We start from the raw sequence: 23,388 nt of genomic DNA on the forward strand, positions 1-23,388 counted from the left end.
CCACTTTTGTGTTCCGTTTTAATTTAATTTTACTTATAGCTAGGTCTTATGCCAAAAATTAGTAAATAACCTATCATCCAAAATTCTCCAATGGTTGCAGGTAGAGTAAGAAATCTATTGAAGCTAAAATCAATTCCTGCGTAGTGTATAACTGTAGAAATTAGATAGCCTATACCACCTAAAATAATTATTCTTCCTAACCAGACAGGCAACCTTTTGGATTTGATAACTATGTATCCCATTGGAAATAGCCATAACCCGAAAAATAGGCCACCAATACCCCAAGCATTCGAAATAATATTTTGAAAAACCTGAATTAGTAAAACTTTGTCTTCCATAGCACTTATTTCAGAATTTGCAATACCTATTGCTGAGGCGATTGAAATTGCACTTATCATAATGGCTAAAGCATTTACCATTCCCCATATACCTAGAGTCCAAGCTTCCCATTCATAATTATCTTTAAATAATTTGAAAAACCAAACTGCGGTAAGTGCCTGGGAAATTACTATACCAAATTCTAATAGCAATCGAATTCTTGCTGTAGATTCTAATTCTACTAAATTTGTTAGCGTTTGTTCAGGATTACCAGACACAAATAATTGAGAATGAAAGACCATAAACCCTAGAATTCCTGTAATAGCCATCATTAAATACCATAAGCCAGTTATTCTAGCGGTCTTAATTAAATTTTTCTGTTCTGTATTTGCAATCATAGATTAAACATTTTTATTACTTTATACTAATTCTGACTCTGTAAAAGAGTAATTGTAACAGTTTTGCCCTAATGGCACACAACAACAGAATATATGGCTATAGATAAATTTTTATAACCAACTAAAACCTAATCCTACATTAAAGATTACTGCATCCCTATGAGCATCTCCATCTAAAGAAGCACGACCAAGCACTAATTTAGACTGAACATTGAGCGCAAAGTTTTTCTTTTTGTAAATTTCATTACCTGTACTTGCCATTACTGCGCAACCAAAGTTCCAATCATCATTTACATCATCTTTAATATCATATAATGCAGGCGAATCTATTGCTAAACCAATTCCGCCATGAATCCACCAGTTGTCTTTTACCCAATATTGTAAAGATGGTATAAAACCTCCAAAATTCCTGTCATTATCTTTAAATTCGTATATGTTTCCTGGCATAGCGGCAGTAATGGCAAGATTTTCATTCAACATATAGCCCAACTTTAGATCTGGAAAAACAAACGTTCCTTGAGATTTGTCGAACGTTTGAATACCTTCACTATCTTCTAAACTGATTAGACCTCCACCTACTGAAAATTCAATAATAAAGCCATCTCGCTGCGTTGTTGTTGTTTCAGAATCTGCGTTCTGTGCATATGTCATACTTGATACTAATGCAAAGGCTACGAAAGCCATTCTTGATAAGATTTGTTTTTTGATTGTTTTCATTTTAATTGATTTCATGATTGTTCGTTTTTTGATTATTAAAATTGATGTTTACTATTATTCACAACAAAATTGTGAATATTATGGGGGCTAAAAGTTCGTATTTGGAAATTAGAACCTATTACATAGGGACGTAATACGTACTATTCGTTCGCTGCATCAATTTTTAATTCTCCTACAGATTCGAAAAGATCTGTAATTATATGCTGCTGATGATCTGGTGTAACCTCCTTAAAATAATCAAGTAAATCTTTACTAGTTGCATACCTCCTAGTTTTAGTTTTTAATTTACCATTAGAGGTGTTCCAATCTTCAAGAAATTGCTTTAACGCTGTATTTACCTTTTCCTCTCCAATGGTTTCCTGTAGTTTAAACATGTTTATGGCACTTTTTGCATAGTAGACGTAGTCCTGATTGTCTACTAATGCTAGCGTTGGTTCTACTCCAGATTCTCTTAGTTTCCCTTTTTCGTATTTCTCTAATTGCAACTCTAAAAATTGCTGAACCTTTTCTTTTGGATAGTGCTCTTTTAAAACCATCATTGCCGCATATTGAGAAAGTGTTTCCAAAATGAAGTATTGCCCTTTTACATTTGCTGCTTCTACCTGCATGGCAAACCATTGGTGGGCAATTTCGTGTGCAGTCACATAAAATGCCATATCTACATCGGTTTTATCGTCAATATCTAGAACAAATCCTATAGACTCTGAGAATGGCACAGTTCCTGGAAAAGATTGTGCAAATTGCGCATAACGCGGAAACTCCATAATACGTAAGTGCTTGTATTGATACGGACTAAAATTTGTACTATAATAATCTAATGATGCTTTCATAGATTTCATCATTCTGTCTATATTGTAACTATGCGCTTTATCATAATAAATTTCAAGGTCAACCGGGGAAGCAAAAGCATCCTTACTTGGCATCCAGGTGTCTTTTTTTATTTCATATGCTGCTGAAACCATAGCGTAAAAATTAATCATTGGAATTTCCATTTTATAATGAAAATAATTACGATTATTTTCTGTCCATTCCCGCAATAAATTTCCTGGAACTACGGCTGTTTGATCTTTTGATGTGCCAATAGTCATTTCAAAATTAATACCGTCAGAATCACTACCAGCTCTTGCATTCATTATTTCTTTAGTATCATTTCTATTAGCTCTATTTATTCTTTCTGGTAAATTATATGCTAAACGTTCATCAGTATCACTCAACTCATATTTTCTGTTATAGCCTAATGTTGGAAAGTGGTTATTATTGAAGAATGTTCCATTTTCTACAATATTGGCATTTGAATTACCTGCTTCAAACCCAACAGTGGTAAATGATTGTTTAAAATTCATTTTAATCGAATCTCCAGGGTTCAACGTATTATTCAACTTATAGATGGTATAATGGTAGGACGCGTACGTATTAACTTCCGTAGCGCCTCCATCAAAAGTGATCGTGTCTATTGTAACGTTCTCTTCAATGCGTTTTTGAATATGAATCTCGTTAATGGATTGCTTATTGGTGTTTTTCAATATGTAATACCCTTCTGCAGTATAGTCTCTTGAGGTAGGATACAATTCCACTTTTAAATTTACAGCTACTATTTTGGGTTGTGGTATATATTCAAACTGTTTGAGTTCCTTTTCATAAGCTACTCTAAATTCGGTAGCTTCAGAATTGGTCCAATAGGTGTTTAAAATATTAGTGTTATAAAAAATAAAACTTCCTAAAGCTACAAATGCTATAAAAATAATACTCGTTAGTTTAAAAAGTGGCTTGCTTAATCTATGTTTCCCTGCTTTAATACGCTTAATTAAGTTTGTTTCGGTGCCTCTAACGTTAACTAAAGATCCAATAATTAGTAATAACATTCCGAAGAGAAACCAGTAGGATTTAATTAATAAATAAGGTTTTAAAAAGTGTCCATACCCATTCATATCAGAATATGTTCCTAAGGCGCTTCCTCCGAAAAAATATAAATCGTGATCAAACCCAAATAATCCCATAGCGATATTGCCCATAAAGAATATAATCACGAGCATGATGCCTAAAAACTTGTGGTTCACCACAGATTGAATAAAAAATGCAATAAAAGTATACAGTGCTAAAAACGGTAAAATCTCTAAGAAGAAACCATAAAAATAGACTTGGAATTCGTATTTGTAATACCCGCTTAATGTTTGAAATAGAATTCCTGAACTTATTAAGGCAAGCATTAATACTACATACACTAAGTTTAATCCAATATACTTACCCATTAGCTTTATAAAGCCAGAAATTGGAGTTGCGTCATAAATGAGATCTAGTTTAGCACTTCGCTCTTTCCATACCAATTCTCCTGAATAAAACACTAAAATGATTATGAAGAAATAAATAGATGTTTCTTTGAGTTCTTCAACAATAAAATAGGTTGCTGGATAGCTATCAACACCGTATACAGTCCCGAGATTTACAGAATTAATAAGTATGATAATCATCCCACAGATAACAATTCCCCAGAATGAAGCCTGTTTGCAAATACTTATAAAGTAGAACCAAGAAAACTGTTTTAACTGGATTAGTTTTGAAAGGAAACCAAAGTGTTTTTGAGTAGTAGGAACCTCTACTTCATGGACCTTATACGAAGCTGTACTAGCCAATACTTGCTGCTTTTTTCTTTTAGCTCGCTTTTCTTTAACAACATTAAAATTGAATTTTTTATAACCATAGATTAATGCAAGTATTCCTAGAGAAGCCCAAAACAGTTTGTTATACAGCAATGCTCCAATGAAATCAAGCTCTAGCGTACTCTTTTCTATAGCTGACCAAGATTTTGTGGCAAAGGTGGTGGTTGTGAGTGAAAACGGATCTAGAATGGCTTGCCAAAACTCATTAGTGATTGCTTTGGTTAGCATAAAAACCACAAATAAAATAATACCTTGGGTGTATACTACCACTAGGCTTCTACTTAAAGCACCTGTAACAAAAAACAGCGAAGCCCCAAAAAATAATGTTGGCAGCGTTACCATTAAAAACGTTTTTACATAAATAATTGCATTAAAATCTAATAAATCCTCAGGGTTCGTCCAGGGCATAAACTCGCCCAGCATCATACCAAATAGAATACCTGTAAATGCAAATAGTAAGACAGTAAAGGACCCTAAAAACCTACCTAGTAAGTAATCTTTTTTATGAATTGGCGTAGAATATAGCAATGATTCTATATTGTATTCAAAATCTCTCAATACTGAAACTCCCATAATCATTGAGGCTAATATCATGAAGATACCCGTAATCGCTCCCATTGTTTTTGCAATCACTAGAGGTGAGTTTTTTTTTAGAAGTCCCATCTCTGAACCTTGAAAAATAAAGTCTACTCCTACAATAGAAAATAGAAACAGGAATAAGAAAAACACAAACGTATCTGGTCGCTTAACTCGATATAGTATTTCGAACTTAAAAATATGATACCACATTACTAGTTAGATTTAGGATTAGTGTTGTTGAAGATTTCTGAGAAATACACATCTTCTAATTCAGCATTAATTAGCGAAAAACCATCTCCTGGGTTTTTATCATTCACGATATGAATGGTTGGTTTTCCTAGAAATAATCGTTCACTGATAACCTGATAATTTTCCTTATAACAGTTCAATTCTGCCTTATCGATTGTTTTTCTATAGACTTTATCCTTTAAACCTTCTAATATTTGCAACGGATTCCCTTGTAAGCATACATGGCCTTGATTAATAATTGCCATGTTGGTACAGAGTTCTTTGACATCATCAACAATGTGTGTAGATAAAATAACCACGGTATGTTCTCCGAGCTCACTTAAAACGTTATAAAATCGATTTCGTTCCACAGGATCCAACCCTGCTGTTGGTTCATCTACTATAAGTAACTTCGGGTTGTTAAGTAACGCTTGTGCAATACCAAAACGCTGCTTCATCCCACCAGAAAACCCTTTCAGGTTTTGTTTTCGTACCTCGTATAAATTTGTTTTATGTAAAAGTGCATCTACTAAATCGTTACGTTCTCCTTTATTAGTAATGCCTTTTAACACCGCGAAATGATTCAGTAAAACTTCAGCAGATATTTTAGGATACAAACCAAATTGCTGCGGCAAATACCCAAGTACCTGCCGCAACGCATTTTTCTGTTTTAATACATCTATGTCTCCAAGAATAATAGAGCCAGAATCTGCTTCCTGTAGCGTTGCAATGGTTCGCATTAAAGTGGATTTTCCGGCACCATTAGGACCTAATAAACCAAACATACCGTTTGGAATTTCTAGTGAAATGTTTTGTAAGGCTTTAATCCCATTTGAATACGTCTTTGATAGCTTGTCAATTCTGAGTTCCATACTGTTCATTTTTTGATTGATATGGAACAAACATAAAAGCGTTTTTAGCCTTTAAAAAAAGATAGTGACACAGATAAGTCTACTAGTGATAAACTCATTGGCATAAGTTATAAAGTCGCTTCAAAACACTTTCATTGTGGTTTATCACGGATTATATAACGTTTGTCAACTTATTTGTTGGCCGGGTTTTATTTAATTAATATTGAATTATGAATTTTAGAATACCGGATAGGAATAAGAAAATTATAAAGCGCTTTTATATCATAACCCTTATAGGTGTTGGGTTAATTGTTGTTCTTTTTAATGACACTTTTGGCAAGTTGGAAGGGTTTGTAGAATTTATAGCCTTGTACTTTATCCTGATATTTGTCACCATCGCATATTGGCTCTTTAAACAAATAAAATCGCTTATACGCTTGAAGAATGAAAAGGCAAAAACAGAGTTAATGCATTTAAAAAGTCAAGTGAATCCACATTTCTTTTTTAATATGCTCAACAACCTCTATGGATTGGTAGATAAGGATGCTAAGAAAGCGCAAAAGCTGATCTTAAAACTTTCCGATATGATGCGTTATAGCATCTATGATGGTGAAAAGGACACTGTTTTATTATCTGAAGAAATCACTTACCTGGAGAACTATATCGAACTCCATAAAATGCGTTATCATAAAGCGATTGATATTCAATTCAACATTGAAACAAACGACACTGATTATGAGATAATGCCACTTCTTTTTATCATCCTTTTAGAGAATGCCTTTAAGCATGGTGTCGAAAATTTAAGAGAACATGCGTATGTGCATATCAATTTAATTGCGAGCAATAATCAAGTTACCTTTACAATAGAAAATAATTTTGATGCAACACAAGATGATCCCAATACAGGAATTGGCATAAAAAACCTAAAACGAAGATTAGAACTGGTATATCCAAAAAATCATAGGTTAACAATGTCTAAAACAGATACCATTTATTATGCTACATTAACTATTACTGGCTTATGATTTCATATATCATTATAGACGACGAACATATTGCGCACGATATTATAAAAGGCTATTGTGATATGCTGCCAAATTTAGAATTTAAAGCAGATTGTTATGATGCGATAGAAGCTATCGACTACTTAAGTAAACATGATATAGATCTCATTTTTTTAGATTTAAATATGCCTAAATTAAAGGGATTTCAATTTTTAAAAACACTTTCATCACCACCAAAAGTTATTGTAACAACAGCCTATAGTGAATTTGCGATTGACGGCTATGAATTAAACGTTGTAGATTATTTATTAAAACCGTTCAGCTTTGAACGCTTTTTAAGTGCTGTTAATAAAGTGACCGCGGCTAACACTAAAGGAATAAGAAAAGAAAATAACGAGGCTATAAAAGCTGAAGAGAAGTATATTTTTTTAAAACAAAATAATAGTCATGTTCAGGTAGCTATAGATGATATTCTATTTATTGAAGCTTCAGGCAATTATACCAAAATTATCACCAATGATGAGACTATCAGTATTCGTGAAAAATTATCAGATACCATACAATTGATATCTGATAATGATTTCATACAAGTTCATAAATCATTTGCCGTTTCAAAAAAGCACATGGCTAGGGTAGAAGGTAATAGAATTTATATTGGCGATCAGGTTGTACCTATTGGTAAATTCTATAAGGCAAATGTTATTGAATTATTGAAGTAGCTCGTTTGGTTCTAATGTCTTGTCCTGAAATATAGCTACAGGTTAAAATTGAATTTAAGCTGATAATTTATATACCATATTAGTTATTACCTGCCGGTAATTGTTTGTTTCCATTTAAATTAGATAGAAAATCTTTGATCAAGATAATCTTTCAGAAAGAACATTATTAATATTGTTATGAATATTGAAATTGCCAGGTATTTGAAGTCTTTTATTAATTCTCTTTTTGCATTAGCTTTAATTTGAGCTATCACTCGTTCTAATTTATCTTTTTCTATTTCTTCAAATAAAACACCATCTGTTCTTATTTTATCTACGTAAATATTGTCTCTTATGTCTTCTTTAAATTTTGGTCGATTCGAATATAAGAGTGACTTATTATGTTCGTGAAGACTTTTAGTACCTAATTCAACAGACATATCTTGAGATGTTAGTATTAATTGATAATCAGTATGATATTGATGTTCTAGAGTTAATTAATTTTTTTTTAGTCAGTTATTTTTCTGATTCCTTCACTTTTTGAATGAAAGACCATATAACCTAAAATCCCTGAAATAGCCATCATTAAATACCACAAGCCAGTTATTCTGACAGTTTTAATCAACTGTTTTTGTTCTGTATTTATGGTCATAAATTTTAATTAAAAATTTTATACTATAATTTGTTGGCCTTTCGTTATTCTTTGCGCAAATCTTCTAACCTATTTTTATAGTAGTCATCATTAGTAATTTCGTAAGCTTTAGATGCAAATTTTATTGCATTGCCGTAATCACCTATTCTTTCATAATATTCTGACAAAGAATCGTGTGAATTTGAACTATATGGATAAAACTTAATTGCAAACTCGAAAAACATTTTTGATTTTTCTTGTTGATCCATATCCATGCTCATATAACCTAGTGCATTGAGAAGTTCTTCGGGATACGGTGGAACCTTATAGCCAAGATGATTCTCGAGTTTTTTAGCTCTATAATTTACAATACTAAAGAGTTCCTCTTTGGAAGTTTCGGGGGAGTTAAACTTTTCAGTATTCTCCATTTGATACCAATTAAATAGAGAAATCAAACCATCCATAATGGAAGGAAAAGCAACGGTACCATGTAAATCTTTGGGGTAAAATTTCCAGTCAAAAGACAATCCGTTTTTAGCATTTTTATTTGCCAACTGTGAAAAGGCAATATTCGAACGGGAGAACAATGTAAAATCAGTTGTATCCTGCATTACATTATCTATGGTGACGTTTGGATTTTGCATATTTAATTGTCCATTTAAAGACATAAATAAAGCTTTTCCGCTATAATCTTTATTGACCAATTTATCTTTAGAATCTTTAAGTAATTTTTGATGGTCCCAATCTAAACTTGGATCAACGGCCAGGTAATTAGAAAATAATTGAGGATTATTAATTAATGTATGAATAGTAAATAGGCCTCCATAGGAGTGACCAATTAAAGTTCTAAAATTGGTTACTGGATACTTATTTTCTATAAATGGAATTAATTCTTTTTCTAAAAAATCACTAAAATTTTCAGCCTCTCCATTATCTTCATTAAAAGGCATTCCATATTTTTTAGTTATTTTAGAAGTAGTCAAATCTCTTGTGCGATGATTTTCATTAGAAACACCAACCAGTATCATTTCTGGTGTAAACCCACCACTATAAAAACTTTGAACATTTTTAACTGTAGATAAAAGTACTTCTCCATCTAAAATAAAAACTACAGGATATTTCTCATAATTTTGAGATGTATAGTTACCTGGAAACTGGATATAAATTCTTCTATATTCTTCGAGCGTTTCAGAGTAAATACTATCTAATATCCCAATATTTTCAAGGTATTTTTTATTTTCATTGTTTTGAGATCTTCCTGAAAGGTTAATTAAAACGCAGAATCCTATGATTAGTATTAATCTTATACTACTTTTCATATTAATGGCAATTTATAACTAATGAAGGCCAACTTGATAATAAAGTAAAGACTACAAAAGCCGTTTTTGTAAGATATGTTTTTATATTACAAGAATTTTTTGTTCTAATAAACTATTCCATTTTATGATTTTTTTTTTGGTGCCATATTCTAACGCAGCACCTATGGCAATGCCTAGAACAAACCATAACTGGATATTTGAGGTTAAATAGCCCACTATAGATCCTAGAATAATTCCTATTCCTAATTTCACTCCCTTTAAATTTTTCTTAGTTTCCATATTTTCTAATATTTCTAATTTTAATTGATTTATTGTAAAATTACAATAGCTTCATCTATAAGAGGTTCTACTTTAAAAATCCGAACGAATTACATTAATCGGTAAACTTTACACATATCAATAGACTGTTTAAAATGCTGAAAAAAGTTTTACCTTGATATGAAAACTACCAGCAGCGGATGCTCTTAACTGTTTTAGCTATGGTAGTTTTTCCCTATTATAAAAAACAGGATTTAATTTTACTCCACTAATACTTTGTGAGCGTTTAATATAAACTTTTGACTTATATTATAGTTTAATAGCAGTTTCACCGTAAAGTTGAAAAGATTGGTAATCATTTGTGGCAGTAAAAGAAACCTCAACTCCCTTATTAGGATTGATAAAACTTAATTCTTCACCTTTTATTGGAATGAGTTCATAAGCATCACCGTTTGGAAAGTGCAATGAAATTTGGTTTGTTTCATCATTAAAACTTATAGAAAGCTCTACCTGGTTATTCCATTTGTATTCGCCTTTAAGTTGTTTTAATAATTCTGAATCTAATTGATTTCGTTTAACAGATACACGTTTAAAGTGATTCCAATTGTATAAATGTGAAGCTGATAACAACAATTCATTACCTAAAGCACCTCCATTATCTGAATTAATTAAATATACCAATCCCTTTCCGGTATTAAGGTCTATCGTCATGCCAGTTCTGTATCCAGCATTACCACCATAATGGGTGATTGCAAAACCTGTCTCTGATTTATCCACGATTAATCCATAAATGTGTCCATCACGTTCTTGATTGAGTATCGATTGAATTTCAGGCTTTGAAAAAACTGCACTTTCGCCCTGATAACCTTTATAGATTTCAATTAAGAATTTAGCCATATCAGTAGCGTTGCTCCAAAGTCCAGCTGCTGCTTGTTCTGGATGATTTCTCCAGCCAGCATCTAAAACAGTTCCATTTGAGGTGTAGCCTTTTGCAACTTTGCTTGAATCTGTTACCTGTAAGGGTTGTGTAAATTCAGAATTTTCCATACCAATGGGTAGAAGTATCCATTCGTACATAATATTAGAAAAATTGTCGTTAAAAACATCCTGAAGCGCTACCTCAGCTAAGGTGTATCCACCACCGGAATACGCCAGCATTTCATTGGGTGTGGCGATGACTTCTATCGCTGGAGAATTTACGCCGGCACCCCCTTTTAAAACAGCAACATCAGTTGGTATGGCAAGGCCTTTCGCATAACCTTGATACCCTCCTGAAGTAATACCAGAAGTATGCGCAAAAATATTCCGAAAGGTTACTGGATTTTCTGCCGTTTGCTTACCCTGAGGTAATTGGTAACTCAACAAGTAGTTCTCAATATTCTCATCTAAATTTATTTTTCCTGCTGTATCCATGCGCAAGGCAGCAAAAAAGGTTACTGGTTTCGATAATGATGCCGCCTGAAAAATACTAGAATCGTTCAAACTCTGTTCTGAAAAACTTGAATTATGATACGTTTCAGCCCATTCTATTTTACCATCATTAATGACTGCAAGGGAGAGAGCAGGTATTTTATATTTGGTCATTTTATTTGCTATAGTGCGAAAGTTTTCAGGCTCATCTAAGAACTTCACTTTTCCAATAATCTGATTTTCTAATAGAACTTTATTTTTTGAAGGCTTATTAGAATACTCAATTAGCTCTTCGTTATAAACATAATCATCTTGTTTTTGAGTTAGCTTAATGAAGTTTTTAACTTTAGGTGCATACAACCAAACCTCATCTACAACCGCATTATAACCTCTGGAATTTGTGATGTTTCCATTATAATGAATCGTGTACGCCATAAAAGTTCCTGCTTCTACTGTTTCTTTTTTATAGGATAATACCTCTGCGTTTAGTTTTTGATTACCAGTTGTACCATCTTGACTTGTCCAGTTCTCTTCGTAAATCCACTTTTTACCTACATTAAGGGGCCAATCATACTTTGGTGTATCGCTTTCTTCAGGCTTTATAATATCTGTAACCGGAACCGTGTCCTTACCAACAGTTATATATAACTTACCCTTTATATCAATTATTTCTCGAGTGTCTGTCCCTTCAGATCTTACTTCTCCTTGGGTAGTTACTCCTTTAAACTTCCACACCCATTTTTCTCCAACGGTGTAATCAGATAAGGTGGGTTGTGTGTTTGTATCAGAATTTATCTGACCATTACAAACGCAAAGCATCATTAATGCGAAAAATAATGTGATATATGTTTTCATTTCAAGAAGTTTAAATTCATAAATACAAGACAAAACTAGCCCAAAGGCAGATAGGTAGAGTTCTATTTTTTAAATCAGAACTAATTCCCTTTTTTTGATTTGAGGAATGAATTTGGGGTAGTTCCTTCTATTTTTTTAAAAAATGTATTAAAGACCGTTTTAGAGTTAAAACCACTATCATAGGCGACAGCCATTATTGTTAATCCTTTGTTTTCTTCTTGAATAACACGCTCTTTAAATTCGATAACCCTAAAGGTATTAATATATTCAGAGAAGTTCTTTTGAAAGCCCAAGTTTAATAATTGCGAGACATAATTGGCAGGAAGTTCCAGGTAAGAGGCTACATCTTTTAACGAAAGATCTGGGTTTAAGTAAAGTTTATAATCTAGCATTATTTGCTCAAGCTCTTTGCTATACATTTTAATTTCGTTTGTATCCAGTAATGCTTGTTTGTACCTTTTCTTCCGTTTGTAGTTTACATTATCAGGAATGGCTTTTAGCATGATGTCTTTAAACCTTTTGTGGTTTTTTACAGGCTTAAGAATTGGTGATGGATTTAATAAAAATATTAATGGCAAACGGTTATTGTATGCTTGTGTTACTAATTCAACTACCTTCTCATTATTTCCTAATAAGGCATTAACTAATATTAAAAATGTAAATGCCTTATCCACTAATTCTGTTATTAAATAGGTTTCTAATTCTTTTAATCCATCATTGCACTTTTCCGTTTCATTGAGCATTGCATAACACATAGTTTCACCTCCTAATTTGGTAAGGTCTTTCACAGAAACCCCTTTAAGTGAACCGAAATATGCCAAAGCTTCATTTGGTTTATCAGACATTAATAAACAAATCCCTATATAAATTGGTGGAAAAGGTAACATTGGGTCTAGTTCCAATGCCTTTTTTAAAATAGGTATTGCAGTGGTGTAATCTTCTTGTAGGTAATATAAAAAACCTTTATAATGATGGTTAATAGCGGCATAAGGGTCTAACTGTAAAGCTTTATCCAGATAATTACGTGCTGAATCTAATTTTCCTTCCACTGTCAGAAAATTAGAAATGGTTAAGTAAATATCGTCTGATTGTTGAATCTCCAAAGCCTTATTGGCATGTTTGTAAGCTTTCTTAAGATTCCAGTTTTGCCAGCATTCTATCCAAGCCAAATTCAATTGTGACCTAGATGAGTTTGGGTCTAACTCTAATGCCTTTAATAAATAAGGCTGGGCCTTCTCGTATGCTTCTAATGCAGGTAAAAGCCCCATGGTTCCCATATTAAAATAGGCTAGATTAATATCTAGATAAGGATTTGAAAAATTGGGTGATTTATTTATTACCTCATTTAAAATATTGATACCCTTTATAGAGTTTTTATAATCCAACTTCATGATGTAGTACCTCCCTTTCAGGTATTCCCGGTATATATCCAGCGGTACATCTATAGGTTCTACTAACTTTTCTTCAATTTCCAGATGACCTATATGCTCTCTTAACTTTTCAGCTATAAACAGGCTAATTTCATCCTGAACTTCAAAAATATCTTCAGGATCCCTGGTAAAAGTTTCAGACCAAAAGTGCAAATCCTCTATAGTATCGATCATTTGGACCGTAATACGCATTTTGTTTTTGGAGAATCGTACGCTACCTTCGATGAAGGTAGCTACATTTAGCTCATCCTTGATTTCCTTGGTAGAAACCTTTTTGTTTTTGAAATAGAAAGAGGAAGTACGAGAAGTAACTGACAACTCTTGAATTTTTGCCAGTGCATTTATAATTTCCTCGGTTAAACCATCGCAAAAATATTCATTCTCCATGCTACTACTCATATTTTGAAATGGTAGTACTGCAATAGATTTTGAACTAATATTTTCAGATGTCAATCGTTAGAGTTTAGGAAGGGAAAATATTTAAGTAAGTTAAAAAATAATTCAATACCGAAATTAGGCAATTGTCTCGATTGTCGCAAGTTGAAGTGGGAGGGAAGCATTGTTTTTTTGATGATAATAAATTTCGGAATTCTTCACCTTAATAATTTCATTTAATCTAGTACTAAATCTATTTGATAGCTTCTCCTGCTTAATCTTACAGGTCCGTCTTAGATCCTGACCTCCGAATTTAATTTTTCCATTTTCTCTAAAATTTAATTGATCTACTAAATGCATCAATTGGTCATGCTTTGGGTTTTCTTGTGAAAATAATTTAAACTGCTTCTATTTTGCTGGGGTGAGTTTCGATGCTATAATGCCTACTTTTTTATACTGACATCCTTCTTTATATTTCATAGATAGTCCAGTAAGTGCAGTTTGGACGAGAGCAATACTTAAGTTAGTTGGAGTAGGAGTATAGACAGATATACTGGCTCATTACTGCTTTAGATCGTTTCTAAATTGATTCGTTTGTATAAAGACTTGAAGCAGACTAAAATTACTCTCTTGTCTTCTAAGTTTTTCCCCAATCCTCACTGCATAAGTAGGCACTCTTTCTTTGAATTCGTTATAATCACTATAACATATTTCGAATGCTCGTGTGACAGTATTCTTTTTCTTCGAAGTTGCTTCTAGTGATAGGGTAGTAAGGCCAGAAAGTTCTCTCTTCAAGCGTAATCTTACCACAGAAAGCTCTTTCCGAACATAATCGTCATGCAATTCGACAAATTTCTGTGCATTTCTAATATTTAATGCAAGTAACCTTTTTTCGTATTGTCGGCCAATTCCCAATACATCGCCAATCTTTTTCCATAACAATGCCTTCCTGGTTTTCTCTGGATTATCCAAAACATAAACTCCTCCAATACGTGTTGAAAATTTCTTAGCTATTTTATTAGCCACTTTGGCTAAAGCTTTCGTAGGTGCAATGCCAACACTTGTGGGTATTCCTGTTCTATTTTTCACCGTCAGAATCATTTCTTTTCCATAAGCTCCAAGATCAAAATGTTTTTCAAATCCAGCCAACAGTAAAAAGCTTCATCTATAGAATAGATCTCGATGTCTGGCGTAAATTCGGAAAGTATATGTTTGCTTGATGCGGAGAGCCAGCTCCAGGACTGGAGAATTGCACTCTAACGGCTCGAATATGCGTAGTGCGGGATTTCAAGACACTTCACTATTAAACCGCTACGTTAATTATTAAATGCTTTAATGTTCAAATTAACCAAATTGCCCCGCATTACGAATATTTATTTTTGGCAACAGTTTTTTACTCTAGTCTTTTTTTAACAATTCATTCAATATTTTCTTTGAGCCTTCACTTCCTAATTCCACTGCCTTTGTGTAACTCTTTATAGCTTCTTCTTCTTTGTCATATTTTAAGTAAGCTTCACCAAGTGAATCCCATAAATTACCATCTTCAGGGAATAACTTCACATTAAGTTTAAATAGTTCCAAAGCCCAATCAGGTTTGTCTTCTTTTTTCAATCTGCTATATCCTAGTCGATTTAGTATTGCATTGTCGTTAAATTCATTATTAAGTTCTTTCTTTAAAAAATCAGGTAATTTTCCTGCATTTGAAGATGCATTGGTTTTCATAAATTCTTGAACTAATTCATAAATGTTCCTTGAAATTGGTGATGCAGTATAATTGGAATCAAAAATCATTTTGCCAATTTCTCTAGCAACGTTTTCTGATTCACTACCTAAAAACGCATTTGTTATGTATATAACAACTACATCATCATCTATAAATCTAACAAAATCTGCAAAATACAATCCATTACTACCATTATGAGCAACGATTTTCGTGTCTCTTCTACTTTGAGATATTGCCCAACCATAACCATAGTACGAAGTCATTTTATCATTTTCGGCTACATACGGTGTTTCTTGGATTTCTTTAGTTTTTGATGTTAAAACAACGTTGTTTTTTAAAACTAAATGCCATTTATATAAATCTTCAATGGTGGAATGAATGTCTCCCTTACCTATACTATACCAATGTTTATCGTTGTAAGGTAGGTGTTGTTGGGTTGTTCCCCAATCTGTCCATTTCTCATCATTTGTATTATAGTAGTATCCATGTGCTAGTCGTTCTGTACTAAAGTTGATACTTTTATATCCTGTGCTTTTCATTTGAGAAGGTTCAAACAAATAGTCATTTAGAAAAGAACTATACGTTTGCCCTGAAACGGACTCCAATATAACCGTTAACATGATGTAGTTGGCATTTGCATATTGGTACTTTGCACCTGGTTTAGATTGTAATTCTGATTCAAAGAATTCTCTTAGAAACTGTTTTTTACATGCCTCATCATATCTAAAACCACCAGTTCTATTAGAAATTCCTGATGTATGAGTTAATAATTGATGAATAGTTATATCCCTTTTATCAATTGGTGTCTGAATAAAATATGAACTTATTTTATCTGATGTTTTAACTTTTCCTTGTTCTACAAGTTTTAATATAGCTGATGCTGTAAATTGTTTAGTTACAGAACCAATATTAAAAACTGTTGATGGTGAGTTGAGTATTTTATTTTCCCTATCTGCCCATCCATATCCTTTGGATAAAATAATTTCTCCCTTTTTAGAAACTAAAACAACTCCTGAAAAGCCATTTATTACGCTTGCCTCCAAATAAGTGTCAATTTTATTGAAGAGCTCTTTATTTGTATTTTGAGAGAAAGAGCTTAAAGTTGAAAGAGTTATGAAAACAAAAAATAATGCTTTAATAGATAAATTCATTTTATGATTTTTTGATTGATTGATTGATGAATCAGTCTGTCTGTTTTCTATTATTTTACAGTTTTTATTCAAATTGTTGCTAGAGGTTCGGCTAAACTGTGTTTTAATGCAGTTTAGGTTTTGTTAGAGCTCGTTTCTTATTTCTTTCAAGAATTTTCAGTTTAAACCATTTAATACCGTATACCAATATTGCTATCCATGAAATTGAAGTTAAGATTCCTTTTAAAACACTAAATATACTAGATAAGATCACGATAGTTTCAGAGACCGGAATTGATTTTGTAATCATTAAAATGATACATATGTTTTCTGAATAATCAAACATCATCGTCAGAAATGGAATAATCAAGAATATCGATGCGATTTTACTTTTTGCCCGGGTTATTTTAATAAGCCGAAATAATAGACTACTTAAGAACAACGCCAGTAGACAAGGGTAGAGTAGATCTAACAAAGTTAATTGCGGGAAAAGGTAAAGGCTAGTAGTTTGATCATTCAAGTTGTTTACAATTGATGCTGCTTCAGAAACCGAATATCCAAAAGGTTGGAGGTCAAATGCTTTAGTCCCAATTTGATTATTGATCACCGGAAAAGTATATACCATCATCAGTAGCAAGACAAAGTGACTTGCAATAAATGAGATACATATTTTCTTTACTGAGGCAGTCTTTGTAAGGAATGAATTTAAAATTGACATAATTATTGTTTTGAATAGAAAACAAAGGTTGCCAATTTATGAGGCAATTCCATTAACAAATGATAAGCGTTAAGATTGCGTTCTTAATCTGCTTAAAGAAATAGTAGTTATCCCTAAATATGAAGCGATGTCAGAATGCGGTACGAGGTTTTCGATATTCGGGTAATTCTTTCTTAATAGAAGTAATCGATCTTTTCCTTTAAGTGAAGCCAAAGCTATTTCTTTCTGAACCTTAGCCATAAGTTCAATTCTTAAGACAGAATTTCCAAAATCTCGAATTTCTAGATCTTCAATCATTAATTTTTCAAACTCTGTAGCATTGAAAGCTGCAATCTCAACATCTGTTAAAGCTTGTATATTAATTACAGATTTACCCTTTTGATTTCTTGTAGTACTTGGTGATATTATCGAATTAGACATGAAAAAAGAAATCGTCACATTTTCTCCTTCGGGTGTGTTTAGAAAACTTTTGCAGATTCCCTCAATCATAAAATACTCCAGATTATTCCTTTGTCCAACTGTGGTTATTGGCTCTCCTTTTTTAATGGTAGTGTATTCGACTAAATCCTCTATTTTCCAAATTGATTTACTTGAAACAGGCGAAACAGAATGGATAATAGGGCTAATCTTGTCGTGCATTTTTTTATTTATGATGAGCTCTAGCGGTTTTGTATATGACTCGTATCGTGTAAATTAGAAAATAAATTTCGGATTAAGGACAAGCCAGATTTTTAAATTTTAATATATATCTTTTTTATTGGAAATCGTCCAATTTAAAAATTTTGCGAACTTGCAAATATGCCTTAACTTCGATTGAGCAACTAATTAGCTATGAGCTATATACATTGTTACCAAACGTATTTTCTACAATATTATCAATTCTCTTGATTAATGTAGATTAAACCTTCGTACAAAGCTATTAATGGTACAGAGCGATGGTTTTCCTTGTCAAAATACTTTATTTCGACATTTAGAGGTTCTTTCGATTTCTTTGTGATTAATTCATAGAGATAGTCGTGTCTTTTTTTATTCCGCTCGTAACTAGCCTCTCCTTGATTGGCAGTAGCTATATAAAGTTTTTTATTCAATGATATTGATGAAATAGAATCAACTTTGTTTTTCATCATCTCTTCACTCCACCAAATACTTGGGTCTATAGAAATGTAAGCATTGAAAACGCTATTTTTATCCATATAAGAATTTAATGTAAGTAGACCTCCTAAAGAATGTCCAACGAGAGTTTTAGACGGTTCTGTTCTATAATTTTCATCAACATATGGTATTAGCTCTTTCTCAATAAAATTCAAAAAATTCCTTCCACCTCCCATAGTATTTGGCCGTTTCGTCTTAATTTTTGTAACGGTAAAATCTCGTTCACGGTCAACATTTTCTATGGCTATAATAATACTTTCTGGCATTAAATTGTTTCGGTTTCTATTGGAACTCATAAAATGTACTATTCCAGATGCTGTTTTAAAATGAGTATATCCATCCAATAATATGATAATTGGATATTTTTTCGCCACTTCAGTTGAATCATTATATGAGTCAGGAATACTTATTAAACAAGTTCTTTCTTCATTTAAAATACTAGATTTAATAATGAACTGACTTCCAATTATAATATCCGTTTTATTCTGTCCGAACGTCGTTTGTGCTCCGAAAAGAAGAATACATAAAATTACAAATGTAAAAGTTCTCATAGTTTGCTTTATATGTTTGGTACCGGTCTCGGTTATCGCCAGTTGGCGGAGTAGGGACCGCGGCATTGTCGGCTTAGACCTGATTTGTTGGTGAATTTAATTATTTTCTTACTAACGATACCGGCTATTTGCGATGAATCGTTGTTGTAAGCTGTGCTTTACTTCAATTTTTTTAATAGTTCCTCAGCATCTAGTAATCCTTGTTTAGATGCAAATTTCAAATATTTTTTAGCTTTTAAAGTATCATTTAAATGGTAATATGCTTGACCAATCCAACTAGCTGCATCTGGTGCTTCGAAATTGTATTTGATTGCTTGCTTTAAATCTTGAATTGCAAGGTGATACTTTTTTAAATACATGAAGGAAACACCACGCTCAAACTCTATTTCATATTGGCGGATAAAATAGTCAGATTCTTGTTCCCTTTGGTTCTGTAAATTAATCTTTATATAAGTACTGTCAGATTTAATCGCACCCTTAGAATTTAATGCTTTATTGTAATAATATATGGAGTTTTTATAATCTTCTAGTCTTTTATAGTTATTACCAATATTGATTAATGCTAAAGTATTATCACTATCATATGCCAAAATTTGTTTATAATCTTCAATAGCTCCTTTATAATTTCTCAGTATAGATTTGTCTGCTCCTCTATTTAATAAAGCGGGTTTAAAATCAGGTCTTTTTTCAATTGCTTTATCTAAAATTTGAATAGCTTCTTCAAACCTCCCTTGTTCTTCAAGTTCATATGCTTCATTATAGTATTCTTCTGGAGTAGCAAAGTCACATCCACTAAGTACAATTAAAATTAATATGTAGAAAATTTGTTTAAGCATTGCTTACAACGTGTTTGTGTATGATTTCGTTGCGTTGTTTAAGCACTAAAGTTAGCAAATAAATCACAGATAGAAAGTTCGCGAGGACTTTCGTAAGTAGGCTATAACTAGCAATGAATTATACACGTTGTTGTAGCACGTTTTTGAATATTTTATTTTATTAATCCATTTATGTTAAGCTTATACATTTTGCCTATTGGAATTTTGTGATCCTTTATATGTATTCTATTACCTTCAATTAGTTCTATTTTATCAATTGAAATAATAAATGATTTATGCACTCTTATAAATTGACTTTCAGGTAGATTATGTGTAAAGGATGTTAATGTTTGGTGCGAAACAATTATTCTGTCAACCATATTAATTTTTACATAATTTCCATAAGCTTCTATAAATAGAATGTCTTTTAACTTAATCTGATAGTATTTTTTATCTTCTTTTATAAAGATTTTAGCACCTTCGTTGGTTTCAGAATTTTGTATTGATATTGATTTATTAGCTAATGCATCGGAAACTTTACTAACAGATTTTACAAAACGACTAAAATTAAATGGCTTTAATAAATAATCGTCAATATTCAACTCATAACCTTCTAATGCAAATTCTTCATAGGCTGTGGTAATAATAATCTTTGGCGGATTAGAAAGTGTCTTTAAAAATTCTAAACCAGAAAGTTTAGGCATATTAATATCTAAAAAGATAAGGTCAATTGAATGTTTATTTAAATATTCAAGAGCTTCAAAAGCATTATAACAACTTTTTTGGAATGATAGGTAGGTCAAGTTACTCGCATAATCTTTAATATTATCATGCGAGGCTGTCTCATCGTCTACAATTATATATTTTATCATTTCTTATATATTTCTAATGTTGTTGAATAGATGTTTTCTTCAATACTATTATGTAATGTATGTGTATTTGGATATAATAAATTTAAGCGGTCTTTTAAGTTTTTGAGTCCAATACCTTTGTTTTCTAATGATTCATCAGTATCATAATTATTCTTGACTGCAAAACTTACCTTATTATCATCTTCTATAAGTTTTATATGAACAAATGCATTTTCAGTAGCTCTTTCAACACCATGCTTAAAAGCGTTTTCTAATAAGATGATAAACAGTAAAGGGGCTATACTTGCATCTGAATTCTTAATCGTTTTTTCAAAATTAACATCAATATCTTTGTGGTATCTGGCCGTTTGCAAATCAATAAAATTTATTAAATAGCTTACTTCGTCTTTTAGTTTTACACTTTCTTTACCACTATCATAAATGGTAAATCGCATTAAATCGGATAATTTTAAAACATAATCTTGAGCTGCATCAGCATCTTTCTTTATTAAGGAATATAAATTGTTTAATGTATTAAAGAAAAAATGTGGATTTATTTGATTTTTTAAAAGCATCAATTCTGCTTCCAATTTATCTTTTTTAAGTTTTTGAATTCTTTTTCGGTATTCGTAGGTCCAATAGAAAATTAAGTATGCAATTTCAATTGCCAAAAGAATTCTTACGCTATTCTTTAGGAAACCTCCATCTAAATCTGTGGTAACATCAATAGCAAATATTAAAAGAGGAATACTTATTCCTAAAACGAGATATTTTAATCGAAGGTTAGACGTTCCAAATTTTATCTTTTCAGTTTGAAAGAGATAATACAAAAGGGTGTAAAAAATAACTAAGCCCAATGTGCTTGATAGTACTGTGAAAATTTCGCTTTGAGCGTTTCTTAAAATTAGCATTAATATAATGATGATTCCAGATAGAATTGCTGTTGCCTTATAAAGTTTTTTATGTGTCATGATTTTAATTTATTTATGATTTTGACACAAATCTATATTGCATATTCAAGGTTGCAATTTTTATTTTATGAACGTCTCTCTTCATATTCCAAACGTATCAAATTTAATGATAAAGGTACTTTAAATATTATAATGAGTTGATTACCATTTGACACGTTAGCTTCATCAAAATAGTTCTAAATAACGAATATTCAGCTCTAGGTTTGCATCGAATTTAAAACTAAATACATATGAAAACTTTAATTACAATTATTACAATCGCATTATCAACCTTATTTGTAAATGCTCAAACGAGTTCTGAGAAGGAACTATTAAAAACTTTAAATGAAACTACACCAAAGGCATTGCAAGACAATAAAGTACCTGGATTGGCATTGGCTATTATTAAAGATGGTCAAGTGATTATTAAAAAGGGATATGGATTTTCTGATGTAAAAAAAAATGAGATTGTTAATAGTAAAACAGGCTTTAATATTGGATCTATATCAAAAATGTTTACCGCTTGGGGAATTATGAAATTGGTAGAAGAAGGAAAACTTAATTTAGATATTCCTGTTTCAAAATATATTTTGAATTGGAAATTACCATCTAGTGAATTTGATTCAGATAAAGTAACCATAAGGAACCTATTACAACATACTGCAGGTTTGTCTGTTCATGGTTACAGCGGTTATGAAACTAAAGATGAATTAACTTCGATTGGTGAGTCGTTATCCGGAACTACTAATTCAGATGAGGCTGTAGAACTCGTTATGGAACCTGAAAGCAAATGGAAATATTCAGGTGGTGGTTATTCTATATTACAATTAGTTATTGAAAACGTTAGTGGCAAATCATTTGCGGATTACATGAAAGAAAATATTTTTAAGCCTTTGAGAATGAAACAGACAAGTTTTAATATTAGTAAAAAGGTTTTAAAAAAATCTGCAAAGGCATATGATGAAGATGCAAAGGAAATTCCATTACGCCTTTTCAATGCGCAAGCAGCAGCTGGTTTACATACAACACTTAATGATCTTATTCTTTTTGCAAAAGCATCATTTTCAAAAAATCCTGTTTTGTCAGAAGAAAGCATTGCTCTTTTAATAGAACCTACCGAACTATCAAAAGGGAATTACGGAATGGGTTATATGATTATGAATCGTTTTGGGGATTTCACATTATCTGGTCATGGTGGTTCTAATGAAGGATGGCAATCTGGTTTTATGCTCGATTTTGAATCGAAATCTGGTATTATTGTACTTACCAATGGCTCAAATGGAAGGAATGTCTTATTTGGAAGTATGAAAGATTGGGCCAAGTGGCATGGAAGCAACTAATTATATTTTCTCTTATTTTAACAGTGAATGTCCATAAGTTGAACATTCACTGTTTTTGTACATAATGTTTAAAATTATGTAGCCTTTATTCAGGACGGGTCAGAATGTGCTACAACGGTCTCCTTTACTTTGTTTTCATATTTTAAGAGAGAACTAAGGGGAGAACTATAACGGTCTCTAGTTAGGCACCATTAATCGTAAGAGTCCCCTTAGCTTCTACTATTGTTGCGAAGAACTAATTGGAATACCAGGTCTTAGCGGAACCCGTTAAAGGAGATAGTTAACGCAACTTCATTTTAAATCGATTTTAAAGATATGAAAAATTACCAGTTAGCTGTAGGGATTGATGTATCCAAAAAGACCTTAGATGTTTTCCTTCATAACCATAGTAAACATCGGGTATTCGATAATACCAGATCAGGCTATATTT

The 23,388-nt window shown here is 32.0% G+C and carries 21 protein-coding genes; 3 read left to right on the forward strand and 18 right to left on the reverse strand.

What is annotated here, in order from left to right; translation table 11 throughout:
- Positions 1–29: 29 nt before the first annotated feature.
- The 4 genes from G530_RS0113460 to G530_RS0113475 all read right to left on the reverse strand — a co-directional run bounded on the left by G530_RS0113460 (position 30) and on the right by G530_RS0113475 (position 5,769).
- Positions 30–716, reverse strand: coding sequence for a DUF4386 domain-containing protein (locus tag G530_RS0113460; protein ID WP_026935039.1), 687 nt, complete (start codon positions 714–716; stop codon positions 30–32).
- 111 nt (positions 717–827) lie between these two features.
- On the reverse strand, positions 828–1,448 hold the full coding sequence (locus tag G530_RS0113465; RefSeq protein ID WP_240472168.1) for a hypothetical protein: 621 nt from the start codon (positions 1,446–1,448) through the stop codon (positions 828–830).
- Between the two features lie 125 nt (positions 1,449–1,573).
- A complete protein-coding gene (locus G530_RS0113470; RefSeq protein ID WP_026935041.1) occupies positions 1,574–4,879 on the reverse strand; it encodes an ABC transporter permease/M1 family aminopeptidase in 3,306 nt (1,101 codons plus the stop codon).
- 2 nt (positions 4,880–4,881) lie between these two features.
- On the reverse strand, positions 4,882–5,769 hold the full coding sequence (locus tag G530_RS0113475) for an ABC transporter ATP-binding protein (RefSeq protein WP_026935042.1): 888 nt from the start codon (positions 5,767–5,769) through the stop codon (positions 4,882–4,884).
- A gap of 209 nt (positions 5,770–5,978) precedes the next feature.
- Between G530_RS0113475 and G530_RS0113480 the strand changes: the two genes are divergently transcribed.
- Both G530_RS0113480 and G530_RS0113485 read left to right on the forward strand, forming a co-directional pair.
- Positions 5,979–6,773: a sensor histidine kinase gene (locus tag G530_RS0113480; RefSeq protein ID WP_026935043.1), complete on the forward strand. Its 795-nt coding sequence runs from the start codon at positions 5,979–5,981 to the stop codon at positions 6,771–6,773.
- A complete protein-coding gene (locus tag G530_RS0113485; protein ID WP_026935044.1) occupies positions 6,770–7,471 on the forward strand; it encodes a LytR/AlgR family response regulator transcription factor in 702 nt (233 codons plus the stop codon). Before G530_RS0113480 ends, G530_RS0113485 begins: the two co-directional genes overlap by 4 nt.
- A gap of 119 nt (positions 7,472–7,590) precedes the next feature.
- On the opposite strand, the gene G530_RS0113490 is transcribed toward G530_RS0113485, so the two are convergent.
- The 14 genes from G530_RS0113490 to G530_RS16965 form a co-directional block, all read right to left on the reverse strand.
- The gene (locus G530_RS0113490; protein WP_026935045.1) at positions 7,591–7,890 is read right to left on the reverse strand and encodes a hypothetical protein; all 300 of its coding nucleotides are present in this window, start codon (positions 7,888–7,890) and stop codon (positions 7,591–7,593) included.
- A gap of 256 nt (positions 7,891–8,146) precedes the next feature.
- The gene (locus tag G530_RS0113500) at positions 8,147–9,400 is read right to left on the reverse strand and encodes an alpha/beta hydrolase-fold protein (RefSeq protein WP_026935046.1); all 1,254 of its coding nucleotides are present in this window, start codon (positions 9,398–9,400) and stop codon (positions 8,147–8,149) included.
- A gap of 81 nt (positions 9,401–9,481) precedes the next feature.
- Entirely contained in the window at positions 9,482–9,679 is a 198-nt protein-coding gene (locus tag G530_RS16945; protein WP_035716453.1) for a glycine zipper domain-containing protein, read from the reverse strand.
- A 288-nt stretch (positions 9,680–9,967) separates the two neighbouring features.
- A complete protein-coding gene (locus G530_RS17535) occupies positions 9,968–11,923 on the reverse strand; it encodes a serine hydrolase domain-containing protein (RefSeq protein ID WP_084519473.1) in 1,956 nt (651 codons plus the stop codon).
- A gap of 80 nt (positions 11,924–12,003) precedes the next feature.
- On the reverse strand, positions 12,004–13,740 hold the full coding sequence (locus G530_RS0113520; RefSeq protein WP_035716456.1) for a helix-turn-helix domain-containing protein: 1,737 nt from the start codon (positions 13,738–13,740) through the stop codon (positions 12,004–12,006).
- Positions 13,741–13,866: 126 nt separating this feature from the next.
- On the reverse strand, positions 13,867–14,088 hold the full coding sequence (locus G530_RS17935) for a DUF4113 domain-containing protein (protein WP_051199792.1): 222 nt from the start codon (positions 14,086–14,088) through the stop codon (positions 13,867–13,869).
- Positions 14,089–14,289: 201 nt separating this feature from the next.
- Entirely contained in the window at positions 14,290–14,877 is a 588-nt protein-coding gene (locus tag G530_RS17385; RefSeq protein ID WP_051199793.1) for a DinB/UmuC family translesion DNA polymerase, read from the reverse strand.
- A 249-nt stretch (positions 14,878–15,126) separates the two neighbouring features.
- A complete protein-coding gene (locus G530_RS0113530) occupies positions 15,127–16,602 on the reverse strand; it encodes a serine hydrolase domain-containing protein (RefSeq protein ID WP_026935048.1) in 1,476 nt (491 codons plus the stop codon).
- A gap of 103 nt (positions 16,603–16,705) precedes the next feature.
- Positions 16,706–17,299: a hypothetical protein gene (locus tag G530_RS0113535; protein WP_035716458.1), complete on the reverse strand. Its 594-nt coding sequence runs from the start codon at positions 17,297–17,299 to the stop codon at positions 16,706–16,708.
- A 69-nt stretch (positions 17,300–17,368) separates the two neighbouring features.
- A complete protein-coding gene (locus tag G530_RS0113540) occupies positions 17,369–17,938 on the reverse strand; it encodes a Crp/Fnr family transcriptional regulator (RefSeq protein WP_026935050.1) in 570 nt (189 codons plus the stop codon).
- A 236-nt stretch (positions 17,939–18,174) separates the two neighbouring features.
- Positions 18,175–19,002, reverse strand: coding sequence for an alpha/beta hydrolase (locus G530_RS0113545; RefSeq protein WP_026935051.1), 828 nt, complete (start codon positions 19,000–19,002; stop codon positions 18,175–18,177).
- Between the two features lie 158 nt (positions 19,003–19,160).
- Entirely contained in the window at positions 19,161–19,838 is a 678-nt protein-coding gene (locus G530_RS0113550; protein WP_026935052.1) for a tetratricopeptide repeat protein, read from the reverse strand.
- A 152-nt stretch (positions 19,839–19,990) separates the two neighbouring features.
- The gene (locus G530_RS0113555; protein ID WP_026935053.1) at positions 19,991–20,689 is read right to left on the reverse strand and encodes a LytR/AlgR family response regulator transcription factor; all 699 of its coding nucleotides are present in this window, start codon (positions 20,687–20,689) and stop codon (positions 19,991–19,993) included.
- Positions 20,686–21,639 (reverse strand): sensor histidine kinase, encoded by a 954-nt coding sequence (locus G530_RS16965; protein WP_051199794.1) that lies wholly within the window; start codon positions 21,637–21,639, stop codon positions 20,686–20,688. The genes G530_RS0113555 and G530_RS16965 overlap by 4 nt, the downstream gene beginning before the upstream one ends.
- Positions 21,640–21,869: 230 nt before the next feature.
- Between G530_RS16965 and G530_RS16970 the strand changes: the two genes are divergently transcribed.
- Positions 21,870–22,958, forward strand: a complete 1,089-nt coding sequence (locus G530_RS16970; protein ID WP_051199795.1) for a serine hydrolase domain-containing protein — start codon at positions 21,870–21,872, stop codon at positions 22,956–22,958.
- Positions 22,959–23,388: the final 430 nt, after the last annotated feature.

Source organism: Christiangramia echinicola DSM 19838, assembly GCF_000423065.1.
Lineage (GTDB): Bacteria > Bacteroidota > Bacteroidia > Flavobacteriales > Flavobacteriaceae > Christiangramia > Christiangramia echinicola.

What these genes read in the sequence shown, in the direction of transcription:
- G530_RS0113460 (WP_026935039.1), bottom strand. Translation starts at nt 716, where the DNA reads ATGATTGCAAATACAGAACAGAAAAATTTAATTAAGACCGCTAGAATA.
- G530_RS0113465 (WP_240472168.1), bottom strand. Translation starts at nt 1,448, where the DNA reads ATGAAATCAATTAAAATGAAAACAATCAAAAAACAAATCTTATCAAGA.
- G530_RS0113470 (WP_026935041.1), bottom strand. Translation starts at nt 4,879, where the DNA reads ATGTGGTATCATATTTTTAAGTTCGAAATACTATATCGAGTTAAGCGA.
- G530_RS0113475 (WP_026935042.1), bottom strand. Translation starts at nt 5,769, where the DNA reads ATGGAACTCAGAATTGACAAGCTATCAAAGACGTATTCAAATGGGATT.
- G530_RS0113480 (WP_026935043.1), top strand. Translation starts at nt 5,979, where the DNA reads ATGAATTTTAGAATACCGGATAGGAATAAGAAAATTATAAAGCGCTTT.
- G530_RS0113485 (WP_026935044.1), top strand. Translation starts at nt 6,770, where the DNA reads ATGATTTCATATATCATTATAGACGACGAACATATTGCGCACGATATT.
- G530_RS0113490 (WP_026935045.1), bottom strand. Translation starts at nt 7,890, where the DNA reads ATGTCTGTTGAATTAGGTACTAAAAGTCTTCACGAACATAATAAGTCA.
- G530_RS0113500 (WP_026935046.1), bottom strand. Translation starts at nt 9,400, where the DNA reads ATGAAAAGTAGTATAAGATTAATACTAATCATAGGATTCTGCGTTTTA.
- G530_RS16945 (WP_035716453.1), bottom strand. Translation starts at nt 9,679, where the DNA reads ATGGAAACTAAGAAAAATTTAAAGGGAGTGAAATTAGGAATAGGAATT.
- G530_RS17535 (WP_084519473.1), bottom strand. Translation starts at nt 11,923, where the DNA reads ATGAAAACATATATCACATTATTTTTCGCATTAATGATGCTTTGCGTT.
- G530_RS0113520 (WP_035716456.1), bottom strand. Translation starts at nt 13,740, where the DNA reads ATGGAGAATGAATATTTTTGCGATGGTTTAACCGAGGAAATTATAAAT.
- G530_RS17935 (WP_051199792.1), bottom strand. Translation starts at nt 14,088, where the DNA reads ATGCATTTAGTAGATCAATTAAATTTTAGAGAAAATGGAAAAATTAAA.
- G530_RS0113530 (WP_026935048.1), bottom strand. Translation starts at nt 16,602, where the DNA reads ATGAATTTATCTATTAAAGCATTATTTTTTGTTTTCATAACTCTTTCA.
- G530_RS0113535 (WP_035716458.1), bottom strand. Translation starts at nt 17,299, where the DNA reads ATGTCAATTTTAAATTCATTCCTTACAAAGACTGCCTCAGTAAAGAAA.
- G530_RS0113540 (WP_026935050.1), bottom strand. Translation starts at nt 17,938, where the DNA reads ATGCACGACAAGATTAGCCCTATTATCCATTCTGTTTCGCCTGTTTCA.
- G530_RS0113545 (WP_026935051.1), bottom strand. Translation starts at nt 19,002, where the DNA reads ATGAGAACTTTTACATTTGTAATTTTATGTATTCTTCTTTTCGGAGCA.
- G530_RS0113550 (WP_026935052.1), bottom strand. Translation starts at nt 19,838, where the DNA reads ATGCTTAAACAAATTTTCTACATATTAATTTTAATTGTACTTAGTGGA.
- G530_RS0113555 (WP_026935053.1), bottom strand. Translation starts at nt 20,689, where the DNA reads ATGATAAAATATATAATTGTAGACGATGAGACAGCCTCGCATGATAAT.
- G530_RS16965 (WP_051199794.1), bottom strand. Translation starts at nt 21,639, where the DNA reads ATGACACATAAAAAACTTTATAAGGCAACAGCAATTCTATCTGGAATC.
- G530_RS16970 (WP_051199795.1), top strand. Translation starts at nt 21,870, where the DNA reads ATGAAAACTTTAATTACAATTATTACAATCGCATTATCAACCTTATTT.